Source organism: Bradyrhizobium sp. JHI2711 (assembly GCF_056156565.1).
In genome coordinates this window covers 769,495-786,364 of sequence record NZ_JBPZPT010000002.1, presented here as the reverse complement: position 1 = coordinate 786,364, position 16,870 = coordinate 769,495, and the positions used below count along the sequence as shown (strand labels likewise).

Here is a 16,870-nt window from a genome sequence, read left to right as displayed (position 1 = left end):
TTACGGGAGTTTAATTCGGGTGAACCACCGGGAAGATGCCTCACACCTCGATCTCCGCCGCCTCGGCTTTCAACATCTTCTCCAGCGTCTCCAGCCGGTCGGCCTCTCGCGGCGGCTTGTCCCAGCGCAGGCGGCTGATGCGGGGGAAACGCATGGCGACGCCGGATTTGTGCCGGGGCGAGCGCTGCAATCCTTCGAAAGCGACCTCCAGCACCAGCCCCTTGTCCGCTTCGTGCACGACGTGGCGGACGGGGCCGAATTTTTCCGTGGTGTTGCGGCGGACGAAGCGGTCGATCTGCAAGAGCTCCTCGTCGGTGAAGCCGAAATAGGCCTTTCCGACCGGCACCAGCTCCTCGCCATTCTCGGTCTGGGTCCAGACGCCGAAGGTGTAGTCGGAATAATAGGACGAGCGCTTGCCGTGGCCGCGCTGCGCATACATCAACACGGCATCGATGATGTGCGGATCGCGCTTCCACTTCCACCATTGCCCCTTCGGCCGCCCCGGCAGATAAGGCGCATCGCGCCGCTTCAGCATGACGCCTTCGACGGCGTCCGCGTCCTCGCCGGCGCCGGCGCTCGCAGGATCCGCGCGTGCGGCGGTGAGTGCCTCCCAGCTATCGAAGGGTACGGTGGGCGAGAGATCGATGCGGGGATCGTCGAGCTTTGCGATGAATCGCTCCAGCCGCTCGCGCCGCTCGGCAAAAGGCAGCTCGCGCAGATCGTTCTCGTCGTCGCCGAGCAGATCGTAGGCACGCAGGTGAATCGGAAACTCCTTGATCAGCTTCGGCGACACGACCTTGCGGTTGAGGCGCTGCTGCAACACGTTGAAGCTCTGCACCCGGCCCTCGCGCAGGATCAAGAGCTCGCCATCGATCGCGCCCGGCAGGCGCAGCGACGGCACGAGATCCGGAAAGCTTCCCGTGATGTCCTCGCCAGTGCGCGAATAGAGCCGCGCGGTGATATGGCCGCGCTCGTCGCGCCCGGCCACCGCCTGCACGCGGATGCCGTCCCATTTCCATTCGGCGATGTAGTCGGCGGGATCGAGCGCGGCGAAATCGTTGTCCTCGATCGCATGCGCCAGCATCACCGGCCGGAACGGCGCGGGATCGCGATTGACGGGCTTGTCGCCGCGGCCTTCCAGCCAGGCGAACAGGTCGAGATAGGGTGGGACGAGCCCCGGCCAGATCAGCTCGATCTCGTGCGGGTCCTTGTCGCCGAGCGCTGCGGCCGCAGTCTTGGCAAGACGCGCGGAGATGCCGATGCGCAAGCTCCCGGTGACGAGCTTCAGCAGCGCCCAGCGCCCGGTCTCATCTAACTCGTCGAGCCAGCGCTCGAGCTGCTTGGGCAGCTCGGACTTGCCCAGCGTGCGCAGCGTGGTGACGACCTCGGTGAGGCTCGGTGGCGGCGGGTTGTTGTGGGCGGCGAGCGCGGCCTTCGGCCACATCAGCGCAACCGTCTCCGAGAGATCGCCGACATAGTCGTAGCTCAGCCCGAACAGCACCTCGTCCGTGCGTGCTGCGATAAGGTCGCGGATCAGCGCGGGCTTGGCGTGCTTGAAGCTGAGCGCGCCGGTCAGCGCAGCCAGCGCATAGCCGCGGTCGGGATCGTCGACCTCGCGGAAATAACCGGTGATCAGCCGCAGCTTGTTGTTGCGGCCGGGCTCATAGGCGAGGCGGTCGAGCAGCTCGGCGAAGCGGTTCATGCTTCGGCCTCGGCTTGAATCGGCGTCTCGCTCTCCTCCTCGTCGCCATAGCCTACGAGGTCGAGCGGCCGTGCCTTCAGGCCTTTGCTCCGGCACCAATGCACCAGCGCATCTTCCTGGCCGTGGGTGACCCAGATCTCTCCGGCGCCGGTCGCCGCGATGGTCGCGGTGAGGCCGTCCCAATCGGCATGATCGGAGATCACCAGCGGCAGCTCGACGCCGCGCTGCCGCGCCCGGGCGCGCACGCGCATCCAGCCGGAGGCGAAGGCGGTGACCGGATCGGGAAAGCGCCGCGTCCAGAGATCGGAGGTGGCTGAGGGCGGTGCCAGCGTGATGGTGCCGGCGAGCGCCGCCTTCTTCATGCCCTTCACTGGTTTGAGCTCGCCGAGGTCGATCCCGCGGCTCTGATAGTAATGCGTGATCGTGTCCATCGCGCCATGCAGGTAAATCGGCGCATCATAGCCGGCCTGACGCAGCAGCTTGATCACGCGCTGCGCCTTGCCGAGCGAATAAGCGCCGACGAGATGCGCGCGCTCCGGAAACAGCGCGACGGAAGCGAGCAGTTTCTTGACCTCGTCGCTCGCATCGCCATGCCTAAAGACCGGCAGGCCGAACGTCGCCTCGGTGATGAAGACGTCGCAGGGCACCAGCTCGAACGGCGCGCAGGTCGGGTCCGGCGCGTCCTTGTAGTCGCCGGAGGCGACGATGCAGGTGTCCTTGCACGAGACGGCGATCTGCGCCGAGCCCAGCACGTGGCCGGCCGGGTGAAACTTGATCTTGACGTCGCCGAGCCGGATCTCCTCGCCATAGCGGATGGCCTGGGTCGAACCGGCGAAGTTCTCGCCATAGCGCAGCCGCATCATGTCCAGCGTTTCCTGCGTCGCCAGCACCGCGCCATGGCCCGCACGCGCATGGTCGGAATGGCCGTGGGTGATCACGGCCCGCTCCACGGGGCGGACGGGGTCGATATGGAAGCCGCCGGGCTTGCAGCACAGGCCGGCAGCATTTGGCAGCAGGATGTCTTGCGGGCGCATGCCTGTTATATAAGTCGAGCCATCACATCTTCGAGTCATTTACCCATTTCGTTTCCTGGTTCCTCAATGCCGCTCCGCCTGTTCCTGACCTCCGGCGATCTCATGGCCGACCGCCGCTTCGAGTTCGCGCGCGATCTCCAGCTCAAGGGCGACCTTCCCGCCGCGGCCGACCTCCTGGAGCAGGCGATCGAGCTCGCGCCCAACTTCACCTCGGCCTGGTTCACGCTCGGCGAGATCCGTCAGCAGCTCGGCGAGCGCGACAAGGCCATCGCGGCCTTTCGTGAAGCGCGGCGATGCGATCCCGGGGATCAGCACGGCGCCGGCCTGCACCTGATGCGGCTCGGCGATACCGAGATGGCGGAGATGCCCAAGGCCTACGTGCAGGCCTTGTTCGATCAATACGCGCCGCGGTTCGAGCACACATTGATCAACGATCTCGGCTATCGTGCCCCGACGCTGATCTTCAAGGCGGTGCTGGCGGCGCGCGTCGCCGCCAAGAAGCCCGCCTACTTCAAGCGCGCCATCGATCTCGGCTGCGGCACCGGGCTCGCGGCGGCGGCTTTCGCCAAGCAGGTCGACCATTTCACCGGCATCGATTTGTCACCCGGCATGATCAAGGAGGCGCGGGCGACGAACCTCTATGCCGAGCTCGAAGTGGCCGACATGATCGAGGGCCTGCGCGGCAGGCCAGATGCCAGCGCGAACCTCGTCGTGGCCGCGGATGCGTTCGTCTATCTTTCCGATCTCGCACCGGTACTGAGCGAAGTAAGGCGCGTGCTCGTCTCAGGCGGCGTGCTCGCCTTCACGCTGGAGACGCATGCGGGCGACGGCATCGTGCTCGGCGATGGCCTGCGTTATGCCCATTCGGCGGAATATGTGCGCGGCGCCATCGCGAAGGCGGGGATGAAGCTGCTGACGCTGGAGCCGGCCTCGCCGCGCAACGAGAACAATGAGCCGGTGCGTGGCCTCGTCGTCGTCGCCGAGAAAACTTGAGTCTAGGCGCTAACGCCTGGCGATTTGAGCGTCATTGCGTCGCAAAGCTGCGACTTCCCACTTGCGAGCCGAGCTGCGATGTCAGCACAATGCGCGCATCAGGGAGAAAACAACAATGACCAAGAATCCATCGCGGCGCGATTTCAGCGCCGGCGCGCTCGCCACCATCGCCGCATCGACATTGCCCGCGCCCTACGTCTGGGCCGCGGAGAAGAAATACGATGCGGGTGCCAGCGACACCGAGATCAAGATCGGTCAGACCGTGCCGCATTCCGGCCCCGGCTCGCTCTACGGCGTGCTCGGCCGCGTCGGCGAAGCCTATTTCCAGATGCTGAACGAGAAGGGCGGCATCAACGGGCGCAAGGTCAAGTTCCTCACCATGGACGACGCCTACAGCGCGCCGAAATGCGTCGAGGCCACGCGCCGGCTGGTCGAGCAGGAGGAAGTGCTCGCATTGTACGGCTCGCTCGGCACCGCGCCGCAGACCGCCGTGCACAAATACCTGAACTCCAAGGGCGTGCCGCAGCTCCTGCTCAACACCGGCGCGTCGAAGTGGAATAATCCGAAAGAGTTCAAGTGGACGATGGCGGGCCTGCCGCTCTATCCGACCGAGGCGCGCATCCTCGCGCGGCACGTCGTCAGCGTGAAGCCGAACGCGAAGATCGGCATCCTCTACCAGAACGACGATTTCGGCCGCGACTTCCTCGGTCCGTTCAAGAAAGTACTGGCGGACGCCGGCGGCACCGCGCAAGTGATCATGGAGCAGACCTACGATCTCACCGAGCCGACCGTCGATTCCCAGCTCATCAATCTCTCGAAGTCCGGAGCCGACGTCTTCTACAACATCTCGACCGGCAAGGCCTCGTCGCAGTCGATCCGGAAAGTGGCCGAGCTCGGCTGGAAGCCGCTGCACCTCCTGTCCGCCGGCTCCACCGGCCGCTCGATCCTCAATGCCGCGGGGCTCGAGAACGCCACCGGCATCGTCGCGATCCGCTACAACAAGGAGGTCGGCCTGCCCAAATGGGAGAAGGACCCGGACGTGATGGCGTTCGAGGAGCTGCGCAAGAAGTACACGCCGGCGATCGATCCCGACAACACCATCGCCTTCGCCGGCTACGGGCAGGCCGCCACCATGGCCGAGATCCTGCGCCGCTGCGGCAACGAGCTCACCCGCGCCAACGTGCTGAAGCAGGCATCGAACCTGCAAGGTTTCCACTCGCCGTATTTCCTCGATGGCGTCACCTACAGCTACACGCCCGAGGACTACACACCGATGAAGACGCTGTTCATCTCCACCTTCACCGGGAAAGACTGGGACATCTCCGACAAGCCGATGTCGGAGTAGCGAGGCGGGCCCCGTCGCCTTTTCCTTCTCCCCTTGTGGGAGAAGGTGGCGCGAAGCGCCGGATGAGGGGTATCTATCCACACGCGAGCTCGCGGAGAGAGACCCCTCACCCGTCTCGCCGCTTCGCGGCGAGCCACCCTCTCCCACAAGGGGAGAGGGTAAGAGCGCACATCCACTGCAGATTAACCCAAGCGATACACAGCCTTGGCATTCACGCCGAAAGCCTTGCCCCGCACGCGCGGGCCGAGCCTCGCCAGGCAGGTCTCCAGCGCGGTCTTGATCTCGCCGTAGCTTCCCGCGAGCAGGCATACGGGCCAATCCGATCCGAAGATCAGCCGGTCCTCGCCGAAACATTTCGCGGCGTGCTCCACGAACGGAAACAGCCGTTCCGCATTCCAATCGTTCCAGACCGCCTCGGTCGCCAATCCCGAGATCTTGCACCAGACATTGCCGCAGGCAGCCAGCGCTGCGATGCGCTCGGTCCATTCCGCGCTCCCGCCGGCGGCAATCGGCGGCTTGGCGGCGTGATCCAGCACGAAACGCGCGTGCGGAAAGGCCTGCGCGGTGGCGACCGCCGCGGGCAGCTCGCGGCTGCGGACAAGGAAATCGTAAGCGAGATCGTGGGCGAACACGGCCGTGAGTCCGCGCTGGACGTCCTCGCGCAGCAGCCAATCCGCATCAAGCTCGTCGTGGACCTGGTGGCGGATGCCGACCAGCTTGTCGCCACCAGGCAGAGCGCGCAGCCGGTCGAGCGTCTCGCCGAGCGCCGCATCGGTGAGATCGGCCCAGCCGACCACGCCGACCACCGAGGGCGTCGCAGCCGCGATACGCAGAAACTCCTCGGTCTCCTCCAGCGCGGAGCGGCATTGCACCACGATACTGGCCTCGATGCCGTTCGCCTGTAGCAGCGGCGCGAGATCGGCCGGGCCGAAGGCACGGCGGATCGGCGCCAGCTCGTCCCCTTCCATCCAGGGATAATCGGCGCGCGCCGGATCCCAGAAATGCTGGTGGGCATCGACGATCATGCCTCAACCTCCGCCAGGAAGCGGCGCGCGCGTATCGACCAGCTTTCGTGCCCGCAGCTCCTGCCAGAATGCCGGCGGCACCGCCTTCTCGGACATCGCGATGTTGTCGGCGACCTCGGCGGCATTGCGCGCGCCCATCACGGCGACCGTCACCGCCGGATGGGCCATGCAGAATTGCAGCGCGGCGGCTTTCAGCTCGGTGCCGTGCCCGCGGCAAAGTTCGTCGAGCTCCAGCGCGCGTGCCACGAGCGCAGCATCAGCATCCTGATAGTTGAATTTCGCGCTGGCCCGCGGATTGGCCAGGATGCCGCTGTTGTAGATGCCGCCGAGCAGGATGCCGATATTGCTGGCCTGGCACAGCGGAAACAGCGCATCCAGTGCGCCCTGGTCGAGCAGCGTGTAGCGGCCGGCGAGCAGGAAGCAGTCGACCGGCACGGCCTCGGCGAAGCGAGCCAGCATCCCCGACTGGTTCATCCCGGCGCCGATCGCCTTGACCGTGCCGTCCCCGCGCAGGCGCTGGAGCGCGCGGAAGGCGCCGGTGACGGCATCGTCATAGTGATCGTCGGGATCATGCACGAGCAGGACGTCGACGCGGTCGAGGCCGAGGCGCTGCAGGCTCTCCTCCACCGACCGCATCACGCCGTCATAGCTGAAATCGAACACCGGCCGCTCGCGCGGCGTGCCCTTGTAGTGCTCGTCCTCCGGCGCAGCATTGTCCGGTACGCGCAGCAGGCGGCCGACCTTGGTCGAGATGACGTAGGAGTCGCGCCTCTGTTGCTGCAGGAAGGCGCCCAGCCGCCGCTCCGCGAGGCCGAAGCCGTAAAGCGGGGCGGTGTCGAAGAATCGGACACCGAGCGACCAGGCGCGTTCAATCGTCGCTTGCGCATCGGCATCGCTGACGGGCGAGAACAATCCGCCGAGCGGGGCTGAACCGAGGCCGATCGAGGTGACATCGAGAGCGCCGAGCCGCGACCTTTTCATTCCCATCGCCTTCCAGCAGTCGTCGTCCATTCCAAATCATCTCTCCCGCTTGCGGAAACCGCAAGCGGGAGAGGCATGCAGAAGCGCGGGGCTGGGCAGCGCTCCTACTTCAACATCTTCGCGACGTTGTCCTTGGTGACGAGATCGAGGCCGGTGTAGACGATCTCCGGCACCTTCTCGCCCTTCTTGATGGCGAGCAGCGTGTCCATCGCCTTCTCGCCCATCTCGAACGGACGCTGGCCGACCAGCGCATTGGCATAGCCGTCACGCAGCAGCTCGAGCTGCATCTTCAGCGTATCGGCGACGACCAGCGTGAACTTGCCGGAATCGATGTCCTTCTTGTTCCTGCTGGCGAAGGCCTTGAAGCCTTCGGGAGCGAACATCGGCCAGCCGCCGATCGGAACGATGGCGGCGAGATCCGGCGTTGCGGTGCGCATGTCCGTCATCTGCTGGACCGCGAGCGCGGGATCGTCGTTGCAGAAGCTCGGCGAACCCGCGACCTCGGTCCATTTCGAGCCCTTCAGCGCCTCGCGCACGCCGTCGACACGCTCGGCCAAGTTCTTGGCGCCGGGACCGCCGGAGACCATCGCGTATTTGCCGCCGTCAGGCCGCAATTTCAGCAATTCCTTGCCGAGGGCCAGGCCGAACTCCTTGTTGTTGGTGCCGATATAGGCGATGCGCTTGGAGCCCGGCGCGTCGGCATCGAAGGTGATGACGGGAATGCCGGCGGCGGTCGCCGCCTCGATCGACTTGGTCATGGCCGCGACGTCCGCGACTGAGATGGCGAGACCGTCGACCTTCTGCGTGATGAAGTCCTGGATGATCTGGGCCTGGTTCGCCGGCTCATGCTCGACCGGTCCCTTGTAGATGCACTCGATGTTGCCGAGCTCCTTGGCGCGCTTCAGGCAGCCGTCGCGCGAAAAATCGAAGAACGGATTGTTCATCGCCTTCGGCACGATGACGAAGCGGTAGTTCGCAGCAAATGTCGGCGTGGCCATCATCGCAACCGCGATGCCGGCAAGAAGCAGTTTCCTCATTGTCTCCTCCACTCTTGTTGGTGCCTATCCCCTCGAAAGCCCCCGGGAAGCGGATAGGCGACGGTTTCCTTGCCTTCCCGAGATGTCGTCATGTCAGGTCATCCGCGAGCGGACGCGGTCGACCAGCACAGCCAGAATGATGATCACGCCGACCAACGTCTGCTGCCAGTACGAGGAGACCTGGGCCAGCACGAGGCCGTTGCGGATCACCTCCAGCAGCACGCAGCCGACGATGGCCCCGAGCGGGCCGCCGATGCCGCCGGCGAGATTGGCACCGCCGATCACGGCCGCCGCGATCACGTTGAGCTCGTAGGACATCGCCATGTTGGCCGGCGCCGATCCGAGCCAGCCGGAGATGATGATGCCCTGCAGGCCCGCGGCGAGCGCGCAGATCACGTAGACCTCGATCTTCACCCGCACCACCGGAATGCCGGTGAGCTCGGCCGCCTTCTCGTTGCCGCCGAGCGCAAAGACGTGGCGGCCGAACGAGGTGTGGTGCAGCACCACCGCCATGGTCAGCGCCAGGATCACGAGATAGATGAACGGCGCCGGCACGCCGAGCACGTCACCGGACGTGAGCGCATAGAAATAATCGGCGTCGGGCCCACCCGGGAAGCTGCCGCGTCCGTTGGAGACGACATAGCCGAGCCCGCGCACGATCGAGAGCATGCCGAGCGTGGTGACGAAGGGCGACAGGCCGAGCACGGCGATGCAGAAGCCGTTGACGAGGCCCGCAATCAGCGCGACGCCGAGGCCGGCGAGGATCGAGATGAGCAGGATCAGCCCCGGAACATTGGCGAGCACGGTCTTGCCGTCGGCCGCCATGTGCACCAGCGGCGATCCGGGCGCCGACAGCTCGGTCATCACCATCGAGGTGATCATGGCGGAGAAGCACATCATCGATCCCACCGACAGATCGATGCCGCCGGTGATGATCACGAAGGTGACGCCGAGCGTCGCAATGGCGATGAAGGAAAAGTTCTTCGCCACGTTCTGCATGTTGCCCTGGGTGAAGAAGTAGGGGCTGGCGAAATGCATGATCACCAACAGCACCGCCAGCGCGAGCAGGACGTAGCCGGTCTGCGAGGCGAAGATGCCGCGCTGCCACCACCTGATCTTGCCGACATTGGTGAAGCTGATCGGGGATTCCAAGGGCATGGCCATCACGCCGCCTCCTTCGCACCGGTGATGAGGGCGGTGACCTCCTCGGGGGAGGTCTGGTGAATCGACTTGTCGGCGCGCTTCTCGCCGCGTCGCATGACGACGACGCGGTCGCATACGGCGAACACGTCGGGCATGCGGTGCGAGATCAGCATCACGGCGACGCCCTGCTCCTTGAGCCGGTGGATCAGGCCGAGCACCTGCTCGACCTGGCGCACCGAGATCGCGGCGGTCGGCTCGTCCATCATTACCAGCCGCGCATTGGAGAGCCGGGTACGCGCGATCGCGACCGCCTGGCGCTGGCCGCCCGACATCTGTCTGACGAGATCGTCCGGGCGCGTCTCCGAACGCAGCTCGCCGAACAGCTCCAGCGCGCGCGATGCCATCGCCTTGTGGTCGAGCAAGGCAATCGGTCCGAACCTGCGCTTCAACTCGCGGCCGAGGAAGACGTTGGCGGCGGCCGTGAGATTATCCGCCAGCGCGAGGTCCTGGTAGACGACCTCGATGCCGACGGCGCGGGCATCGACCGGCCGGTTGAAATGCACCGCGCTGCCGGCAAAGCGCATCTCGCCATGCGTGGGGCGGAAATTGCCGGCGATGATCTTCACCAGCGTCGACTTGCCGGCGCCGTTGTCGCCCATCAGGCCGACCACCTCGCCGGGCCAGACCTGCATATCGACGTCGTGCAGCGCGCGGATCGCGCCGAACTCCTTGCCGATGCCGGTGAGCTCGAGCACCGGCGTCGCGTCAGTCTTCGTCATCAGCGGCGTTTCCTCAGACATAGCGGTTGACCAGGGTTTCCAGATATTCCTGCCGGCCCGAGCGCGGCTGCGGATCGAAGCCGGGAGACATCGCACGGTCGGCGAGATCGGCGAGCGAACGCTGGCCGCCGAGAATGGCGCGGCCCTCCGGGCTCGCCCAGCCCTCGTAACGTTTTGCGAGCGGCGCACTCAGCGTGCCGGCGTCGAGCATGTCGGCGGCGGCGAGGAAGGCCCGCGCACAGGCATCCATCGAGCCGACATGGGCATGGATGAGATCATCGGGATCGATCGACTGGCGGCGGATCTTGGCATCGAAATTGAGTCCACCCGTGGTGAAGCCGCCACGGTTCAGGATCTCGTGGAACACCAGCGCCAGCTCCGGCACGTTCATCGCGAACTGGTCGGTGTCCCAGCCGAGCAGATCGTCGCCCCGGTTGATGTCGAGCGAGCCGAACACGCCGAGCGCCTCGGCCAGCGCGACCTCGTGATGGAAGGAGTGACCGGCGAGGATGGCGTGGTTCTGCTCGATGTTGAGCTTGACGTCCTTGAGCAGGTCGTAGCGTTCGAGGAAGCCGTAGCAGGTGGCGACGTCGAAATCATATTGATGCTTGGTCGGCTCCTTCGGCTTCGGCTCGATCAGCAGCGGGCCCTTGAAGCCGATTTTGTGCTTGTGCTCGACGACGAGCGAGACGAAGCGGCCGAGCTGGTCGAGCTCGCGCTTGAGATCGGTGTTGAGCAGCGTCTCGTAGCCCTCGCGTCCGCCCCACAGCACGTAGTTCTGCCCACCGAGCCGGTGCGTCACCTCCAGTGCGGCACGGACCTGGCCGGCGGCATAGGTGAAGATGTCGGGATCCGGATTGGTCGCGGCGCCCGCCATGTAGCGGCGGTGCGTGAACAGGTTCGCAGTGCCCCAGAGCAGGCGGACCTTGCTCGATGCCATCTTCTGCTCGAACAGATCGGCGATGGCGTTGAGGTTGGCGACGGACTCGGCGAGCGAAGCGCCCTCCGGCGCCGCATCGACGTCGTGGAAGGTGAAGAAGGGGACGTCCAGCAGGCGGAACAGCTCGAAGGCGGCATCGGCCTTGGCGCGGGCCATCGCCATCGCGTCGGTGCCGTGGTGCCAAGGCCGCAGGAAGGTCTCGCCGCCGAAGGGATCGCCGCCCGGCCAGCAGAACGAATGCCAATAGCAGACCGCAAAGCGCAAGTGATCCTCGAGCCGGCGGCCATGCACCAGGCGGTCCTTGTCGTACCAGCGGAAGGCGGGCGCGCCTTCGGCCTCCTTGCCGCCGAAGGCGACGGGTGCACTTGCATCGAAGAATTTGGCTGGCGCGTTCACTTAAGGCTCCTTCAATGCGGGATAAAGCGCGCGCCATCGCCGATAGGCCTCGTCATAGGCCGCAGCGACGGACGGGCGGGGTGTGAAGCTTGCAAGCCTGCGCGGGCGCGTGCAGACGTCCGCGGGGTTCTCGCCGGTCGCAGCGAGCCGGCCGAGCCGCGCGGCGCCGAGCGCGGCGCCGACCTCGCCTTCCTCGACGCGGTGGACGGGCATGCCGAGCACGTCGGCGCAGATCTGCGCCCATAGCGGCGAGCGCGAGCCGCCGCCGACGAAATCGACCTCGCCGATCGGCCCGCTGGCTGCGCTCAGCGCCGCCAGATTGTCGCGCGCGGCAAAGGCGACGCCTTCGAGCACGGCCTGCACGATCTCTGAACGCCCGGCCGCGCCGCGCAGGCCGACGAAAGCGCCGCTGGCGGCGGCATCGTTGTGCGGCGTGCGCTCGCCGTCGAGATAAGGCAGGAACTGGACCGTGCCAGGTGCATCGACGCGCTCGCCGAGCGGCGCCAGGAGCGCTGCGGCCGGCGTCTCCATCACGCCGGCCAGCCAGGCGAGCGAAGCTGCGGCCGACAGCATCACGCCCATCTGGTGCCAGAGGCCGGGCAGCGCGTGGCAGAAGGCATGCACCGCCGAAGCCGGCGCGGGGGCGAAGCGATCGGTGACGCGGAACAGGACACCCGACGTTCCCAGCGACAGGAAGGCATCGCCCGGCGCGATGGCGCCGAGCCCGATCGCGCTGGCCGCATTGTCGCCGGCGCCGCCCGCGACCACGACATTTTTCGCCATGCCCCAGCGCTGCGCGTATTCAGGCGCGAGCACCGCGCTCACCGCACTGCCCTCGACGAGGCGCGGCATGTGGTGCAGATCGAGCCCGGTGGCATGCAGCAGCAGCGCGGACCAGCGCCGCAGGCCGACGTCGAGCCACAGCGTGCCTGACGCGTCCGACATGTCCTCGACCATCTCGCCGGTGAGGCGATAGCGGACATAGGCTTTCGGCAGCAGCACCTTTGCCACGCGGTCGAAGATCTTCGGCTCGTGCCGTGCCACCCAGAGTAGCTTCGGCGCGGTGAAGCCCGGCATCGCGAGATTGCCGGCAATCGCGTGCAGCGAGGGACAGCGCCGCTCCAGCGCGGCGCATTCGGCCTGCGAGCGGCCGTCGTTCCAGAGGATGGCCGGACGCAGCGGCCGGCCGTCCTCGCCAAGCAGCGTCGCGCCGTGCATCTGACCCGACAGCCCGATGCCGCGCACCTGCGCAACCTCGCGCGGATGGCGCGCGGCGAGATCGTCGACGGCGCCGACGGCCGCATCGACCCAGGCGTCGGGATCCTGCTCGGACCACAGCGGCGCCGGGTGCGACAGCGCAAGCTCGCGCGCCGCCGTCGCGGTCACCGCGCCGGCTTCGCTCACGAGCACCGCTTTCACACCGGATGTGCCGATGTCGATCCCGAGATACAAATCGTCCTCCCTTTCGCCTGCCGCGGGAGAGCGATCTTGCGTCGCTTTTCCCCGCTGGCGGTCCCGTTTCCAAGTTCACCTGCCGCTAGGGCAGATTGTCCCGCATCACGATGTCGATCCGGATCTTCTCCTGTTCACTCAAGATCGGCTCGCCGCGGGCGAGCGCGAGCAGCACGCGGACGGCCGCGCGCGCTTCATGTCCGGGGTTCTGCGAGATCGCGGCATCCATCACGCCCTGCAGCAGCAAGCGGCGGGTCAGCGCGGTGACGTCGTGCCCGACGAACACCACCTGCTTGTCGCGCCCGGCCGCGCCGGATGCCTTCGCGTTCTGGGCCTTGTCGTTCAGCGCTTTGGCGACGCCCTGCGTGCCGGCGCCGACGTTGTAGAGGCCGACGATGTCGCCATGCTTGCCAAGCAGCCGCGCCAGCAGCTGCTCCGAACGATCGTCCTCGTCGCGCCCTTCCAGCACCGGCAGCACGCTGAGATCGGGGAATTCCGACGCCATCACCTGGTTGAAGCCGAAGATGCGCTCGGCATGATCGCGCAGGCCCTGCGAGCCCGCGATGATCGCGACCTTGCCGGACCTCTGGCCGACCAGGCGCCCGACCAGCGCGCCGGCGGTGCGGCCCGCGGCGATGTTGTCGATGCCGACATAATGGTGGCGGCGCGAGGACGGCACATCCGAGACCAGCGTCACGACCTTGGCGCCGGCGTCGACGAGGTCGTTGATGGCGGCGCGGACGCTCGGATGGTCCAGCGCCACCACGGCGACGCCGTCATAGTCGCCCGACAGCGCCTCGAGCGAAGCCGCGAGCGCGGCGGGCTCGAACACGTCGGTGGCGATCATCTCGACATTGAGGCGGCGGGCCGACAGCCAGGCCGCCATCTCGCCGAGATAGGCCTCGATCTGCTGCATGAACGGGTTCGAGCCCGACGGCATCACGAAGGCGAAGCGGCGGGCCCGGCCGCGCGCGAGCTCGGCGGCGGCCACATGCGGCTGGAACGAATTGCGCGCGATGGCGTCCTTGACGCGCCGGACCGTGTCGGGGCGGACCCCCGGCCGGTTGTGCAGCACGCGATCGACCGTGGCGAGGCTGACACCGGCCTCGCGGGCGATGTCCTTCAGCGTCAGCACAGTCGGGGCGAGGGTCTCGGCCATGGCTGAAGGCTAGCAGAGGTGTTTTGAGGTACGCAACTCATTTGATGAGGGGATCGGTCTTTTTGCTTCCCCTTACAGGAACGGCTTCCCCGGCGGGCCGTTGCCGGGGCGTGCATAACGACATCACCCATGATTCCGGCGAGGGGCTGAGCCCGACGCTCGAGCGCAACATCCAGGCACTGGTGGCGCGGCGGCGCCGTGAGCAGCAGGCGGCACGCGGCCAGGACAAGGTCGCGGACGCGATCACGGCCTTCACCGGCAGCATGATCTTCGTCTACCTGCACCTCGCCTTGTTCGGGTTCTGGATCATCGCCAACCTGCATTGGATTCCGGGAATTCCGGCCTGGGACGAGAGCTTCGTCATGCTGGCGATGATCGCCTCGGTGGAGGCGATCTTCCTCTCCACCTTCGTGCTGATCTCGCAGAACCGCATGACCGCGGCGGCCGACAAGCGCGCCGATCTCGATCTCCAGATCAGCCTGCTCGCCGAGCACGAGCTGACCAAGGTGGCCCGCCTGCTCACTCAGGTCGCCGAGCGGCTCGACGTCAAGCCGGACGCGGAGCGCGACCTGCAGGAGGCGGCCCGGGACATCGCCCCCGAGCGCGTGCTCGACAAGATCGAGGAGACGCGCTCTTGAGCTATTCGCGCTCTGGCGCCGACAAGTCGAGCGTCAGGTACAGGCTGTTGGGGTCCTCGACATAACCTTCGAACGGGCCGCATGCGACGAAACCGTGCGCCAGATAGAGTGCGTGTGCCGGCTTGAAATAGTCCCACGAGCCGGTCTCGAGGCTGAGCCGCGTCATGCCGCGCCCGCGGGCTTCCGCGATGATGTGGCGCAGCATCTGGCCGCCATAGCCGCGCCGGCGCGCGGTCTGCAGCGTGTGCATCGACTTGACCTCGCCGTGGCCAGTCGAAAGCGTCTTCAACGCGCCGGTGGCGACCAGCGTCTCGCCGTCCCAGCCGGTCCAGAACGCGACCTCTGGCGCACGCAGGCCCGCGAGATCGAGCGCATGGGCGCTGCCCGGCGCCGTCTGCGCCCGCGCGGCCGTGACGTGATGATCGAGCAGCGCGACGACGCGCGCATCAGAGGTGTCGCCGGTCCGGATCTGCATCGTGCTCGTCTCCACGTCCTGCCCTCACATCTTGCCGTAGGACGCGCCGCGCCTGACGATGATGACATAGCGCGCGTCCTGCTTGGTTTCGTTCTCGAAGATCACGGCGCGCATCACGTCGAAATCCAGACAATCGCCCTCGCGCAGCCGCACCGCCTTGGCGTCGATATGCACGGCGATGGCGCCCTCCAGCATCAGGAGCTGCTGGGTGAAGGCGTTGCGGCCCCACGGGCTGTAGGAGACGCGCGCGCCGGCGGGAAGGTCGACCACGATGATCTCGATGCCGCTGGCCGCATCCGGCGGCGAGGCGTGCCGCCGGCGATAGCCGCTGTCGGGGTCGCGCCAGAGCGGCTGGTCCGCCAGCCGCACCAGGCGCTCCGGCGGCTTCTCGGCGAGCGCGACGACATCGCTGAGCGTGACGTCGAGCGCCGCGCAGAGCTTGTTGAGCAGCGCCGCCGTCGCACTGCTCTGTGCCCGCTCCACCCGCCCGATCATGGCCCGGCTGACGCCGGAGCGGCCTGCAAGCTCGTTCAACGTCATTCCGGCCTGCGTCCGCAGCGTCTTCAGGCGCCGACCGATGGCGCGATCGAGTTTTTGCTGGTCCATGGGTTTCATCCGAACATCGCCCGATACGAGGACCGCATCCGCCGGGGTGAGAGAAGCTTAGCGCGCGCGGAGGCACACGCCGGGAGCGGCAGTCCAATATATTAGAAATTTTGCGCAGGCCGTACGCCCGATTAGGATGCGCCCCAACCACAAAAAATCGGAGGCGACGAATGGATGGCCCGACGCAGCGGAGGATCAAAGCCAACGGCATCAGCCTCAATGTCGCCGAGCAGGGCGACGGGCCTATGGTGCTGCTCTGCCATGGCTTTCCGGAAGGCTGGTACTCCTGGCGGCATCAACTCGAGGCGCTGGCGGCGGCTGGCTACCACGCGGTCGCACCGGATATGCGCGGCTACGGAAAGAGCGACCGGCCCGGAGCGATCGATCAATACACGATCCTCCATATGGTCGGCGATCTCGTCGGCGTGCTCGACGCGTTCGAGGCAAAGGACGCCGTCATCGTTGGACATGACTGGGGCGCGACAATCGCTTGGCACACGGCGCGCCTGCGGCCCGATCGCTTCCGGGCCGCCGCGATCCTCAGCGTACCGTATCGGCCGCGCAGTCCCGTGCGGCCGACGAGCGTCATGCCGCAGACGGCGGATGCGCAGTTCTATCAGCTGTACTTCCAGGAGCCAGGTATCGCCGAAGCGGAGTTCGAGCGGGATCCTCGCGCAACGCTCGGCGCCATGCTCTTCGGCGGCTCCGGCGAAGGGGCGACCGCGATCCGCGCCAATGCCGAGCGTCAAGGGCGGACGGTCGCCGCCGGCATGGTCTCCCGAAAGGACGGCATGCTGCCGAAGGTGCCGGTGCCGCTTCCGTCGTGGCTGAGTGCCGCCGAGCTCGACCACTACGCTGCCGAATTTGCGCGCAGCGGCTTTCGCGGGCCGCTCAATTACTACCGAAACATCGATCGCAATTGGGAGCTGATGGCAGCATTCGAGGGCATGCAGGTGGTGGTGCCCTCGCTCTTCATCGCCGGCGACCATGACATGGTCATCGCCTTCCCCGGTGCCGCCGAACATCTCGCCAACATGAAGCAATGGGTGCCGCAGCTGCGCGACATCAAGATGCTGCCCGGCTGCGGACATTGGACGCAGCAGGAGCGGCCGGCGGAGGTGAACGCGGCGATCGTCCAGTTTCTGAGAAGCCTGCCTAACTAAGG

16 protein-coding genes are annotated in these 16,870 nt (G+C 66.6%); 4 read left to right on the top strand and 12 right to left on the bottom strand.

Going from position 1 to position 16,870, the window contains the following annotated elements; all coding sequences use genetic code 11:
* Positions 1-40: 40 nt before the first annotated feature.
* Together ACTEK7_RS16190 and ACTEK7_RS16185 are read right to left on the bottom strand one after the other, a co-directional pair.
* A complete protein-coding gene (locus tag ACTEK7_RS16190; RefSeq protein ID WP_225147436.1) occupies positions 41-1,702 on the bottom strand; it encodes an ATP-dependent DNA ligase in 1,662 nt (553 codons plus the stop codon).
* Positions 1,699-2,736 (bottom strand): ligase-associated DNA damage response exonuclease, encoded by a 1,038-nt coding sequence (locus ACTEK7_RS16185; RefSeq protein ID WP_036020502.1) that lies wholly within the window; start codon positions 2,734-2,736, stop codon positions 1,699-1,701. Before ACTEK7_RS16185 ends, ACTEK7_RS16190 begins: the two co-directional genes overlap by 4 nt.
* 66 nt (positions 2,737-2,802) lie before the next feature.
* Here ACTEK7_RS16185 and ACTEK7_RS16180 point away from each other — a divergent pair, with 66 nt between their 5' ends.
* Positions 2,803-3,729 carry a class I SAM-dependent DNA methyltransferase gene (locus tag ACTEK7_RS16180; protein WP_225147437.1) on the top strand — a complete coding sequence of 309 codons (927 nt, stop codon included), beginning with the start codon at positions 2,803-2,805 and terminating at the stop codon, positions 3,727-3,729.
* A gap of 115 nt (positions 3,730-3,844) precedes the next feature.
* Positions 3,845-5,074, top strand: coding sequence for an ABC transporter substrate-binding protein (locus tag ACTEK7_RS16175; protein WP_109142196.1), 1,230 nt, complete (start codon positions 3,845-3,847; stop codon positions 5,072-5,074).
* Between the two features lie 182 nt (positions 5,075-5,256).
* Here the strand turns inward: ACTEK7_RS16175 and ACTEK7_RS16170 are convergent, their stop codons facing one another.
* From ACTEK7_RS16170 to ACTEK7_RS16135, 8 genes are all read right to left on the bottom strand, one after another.
* Complete coding sequence (locus tag ACTEK7_RS16170; RefSeq protein WP_225147438.1) at positions 5,257-6,099, bottom strand: amidohydrolase family protein; 843 nt, start codon at positions 6,097-6,099, stop codon at positions 5,257-5,259.
* A gap of 3 nt (positions 6,100-6,102) precedes the next feature.
* Entirely contained in the window at positions 6,103-7,080 is a 978-nt protein-coding gene (locus ACTEK7_RS16165; RefSeq protein WP_225147495.1) for an aldo/keto reductase, read from the bottom strand.
* Positions 7,081-7,184: 104 nt separating this feature from the next.
* A complete protein-coding gene (locus ACTEK7_RS16160; protein WP_225147439.1) occupies positions 7,185-8,117 on the bottom strand; it encodes a sugar-binding protein in 933 nt (310 codons plus the stop codon).
* A gap of 93 nt (positions 8,118-8,210) precedes the next feature.
* A complete protein-coding gene (locus tag ACTEK7_RS16155) occupies positions 8,211-9,281 on the bottom strand; it encodes an ABC transporter permease (protein ID WP_036020476.1) in 1,071 nt (356 codons plus the stop codon).
* Positions 9,281-10,039, bottom strand: a complete 759-nt coding sequence (locus ACTEK7_RS16150; RefSeq protein WP_109145592.1) for an ATP-binding cassette domain-containing protein — start codon at positions 10,037-10,039, stop codon at positions 9,281-9,283. The genes ACTEK7_RS16155 and ACTEK7_RS16150 overlap by 1 nt, the downstream gene beginning before the upstream one ends.
* A gap of 13 nt (positions 10,040-10,052) precedes the next feature.
* Entirely contained in the window at positions 10,053-11,375 is a 1,323-nt protein-coding gene (gene xylA, locus ACTEK7_RS16145) for a xylose isomerase (RefSeq protein ID WP_225147440.1), read from the bottom strand.
* Positions 11,376-12,827, bottom strand: a complete 1,452-nt coding sequence (gene xylB / locus ACTEK7_RS16140; RefSeq protein ID WP_225147441.1) for a xylulokinase — start codon at positions 12,825-12,827, stop codon at positions 11,376-11,378. It abuts the gene before it with no gap.
* An 85-nt stretch (positions 12,828-12,912) separates the two neighbouring features.
* The gene (locus tag ACTEK7_RS16135) at positions 12,913-13,986 is read right to left on the bottom strand and encodes a LacI family DNA-binding transcriptional regulator (RefSeq protein ID WP_057028440.1); all 1,074 of its coding nucleotides are present in this window, start codon (positions 13,984-13,986) and stop codon (positions 12,913-12,915) included.
* A 110-nt stretch (positions 13,987-14,096) separates the two neighbouring features.
* Here ACTEK7_RS16135 and ACTEK7_RS16130 point away from each other — a divergent pair, with 110 nt between their 5' ends.
* On the top strand, positions 14,097-14,624 hold the full coding sequence (locus ACTEK7_RS16130; RefSeq protein WP_109142190.1) for a DUF1003 domain-containing protein: 528 nt from the start codon (positions 14,097-14,099) through the stop codon (positions 14,622-14,624).
* 1 nt (position 14,625) lies between these two features.
* Here ACTEK7_RS16130 and ACTEK7_RS16125 read toward each other — a convergent pair whose 3' ends face one another.
* On the bottom strand, positions 14,626-15,099 hold the full coding sequence (locus ACTEK7_RS16125; RefSeq protein ID WP_225147442.1) for a GNAT family N-acetyltransferase: 474 nt from the start codon (positions 15,097-15,099) through the stop codon (positions 14,626-14,628).
* 24 nt (positions 15,100-15,123) lie between these two features.
* The gene (locus ACTEK7_RS16120) at positions 15,124-15,705 is read right to left on the bottom strand and encodes a helix-turn-helix domain-containing protein (protein WP_074447667.1); all 582 of its coding nucleotides are present in this window, start codon (positions 15,703-15,705) and stop codon (positions 15,124-15,126) included.
* Positions 15,706-15,875: 170 nt separating this feature from the next.
* On the opposite strand from ACTEK7_RS16120, the gene ACTEK7_RS16115 reads away from it, so the two are divergent.
* Positions 15,876-16,868 carry an alpha/beta fold hydrolase gene (locus ACTEK7_RS16115; protein ID WP_225147443.1) on the top strand — a complete coding sequence of 331 codons (993 nt, stop codon included), beginning with the start codon at positions 15,876-15,878 and terminating at the stop codon, positions 16,866-16,868.
* Positions 16,869-16,870: the final 2 nt, after the last annotated feature.

Coding starts and splice junctions, on each gene's coding strand:
- ACTEK7_RS16160 (WP_225147439.1), bottom strand. CDS start 8,117: ATGAGGAAACTGCTTCTTGCCGGCATCGCGGTTGCGATGATGGCCACG.
- ACTEK7_RS16155 (WP_036020476.1), bottom strand. CDS start 9,281: ATGGCCATGCCCTTGGAATCCCCGATCAGCTTCACCAATGTCGGCAAG.
- ACTEK7_RS16180 (WP_225147437.1), top strand. CDS start 2,803: ATGCCGCTCCGCCTGTTCCTGACCTCCGGCGATCTCATGGCCGACCGC.
- ACTEK7_RS16175 (WP_109142196.1), top strand. CDS start 3,845: ATGACCAAGAATCCATCGCGGCGCGATTTCAGCGCCGGCGCGCTCGCC.
- ACTEK7_RS16125 (WP_225147442.1), bottom strand. CDS start 15,099: ATGCAGATCCGGACCGGCGACACCTCTGATGCGCGCGTCGTCGCGCTG.
- ACTEK7_RS16120 (WP_074447667.1), bottom strand. CDS start 15,705: ATGGACCAGCAAAAACTCGATCGCGCCATCGGTCGGCGCCTGAAGACG.
- ACTEK7_RS16135 (WP_057028440.1), bottom strand. CDS start 13,986: ATGGCCGAGACCCTCGCCCCGACTGTGCTGACGCTGAAGGACATCGCC.
- ACTEK7_RS16150 (WP_109145592.1), bottom strand. CDS start 10,039: ATGACGAAGACTGACGCGACGCCGGTGCTCGAGCTCACCGGCATCGGC.
- ACTEK7_RS16190 (WP_225147436.1), bottom strand. CDS start 1,702: ATGAACCGCTTCGCCGAGCTGCTCGACCGCCTCGCCTATGAGCCCGGC.
- ACTEK7_RS16165 (WP_225147495.1), bottom strand. CDS start 7,080: ATGAAAAGGTCGCGGCTCGGCGCTCTCGATGTCACCTCGATCGGCCTC.
- ACTEK7_RS16185 (WP_036020502.1), bottom strand. CDS start 2,736: ATGCGCCCGCAAGACATCCTGCTGCCAAATGCTGCCGGCCTGTGCTGC.
- ACTEK7_RS16115 (WP_225147443.1), top strand. CDS start 15,876: ATGGATGGCCCGACGCAGCGGAGGATCAAAGCCAACGGCATCAGCCTC.
- ACTEK7_RS16170 (WP_225147438.1), bottom strand. CDS start 6,099: ATGATCGTCGATGCCCACCAGCATTTCTGGGATCCGGCGCGCGCCGAT.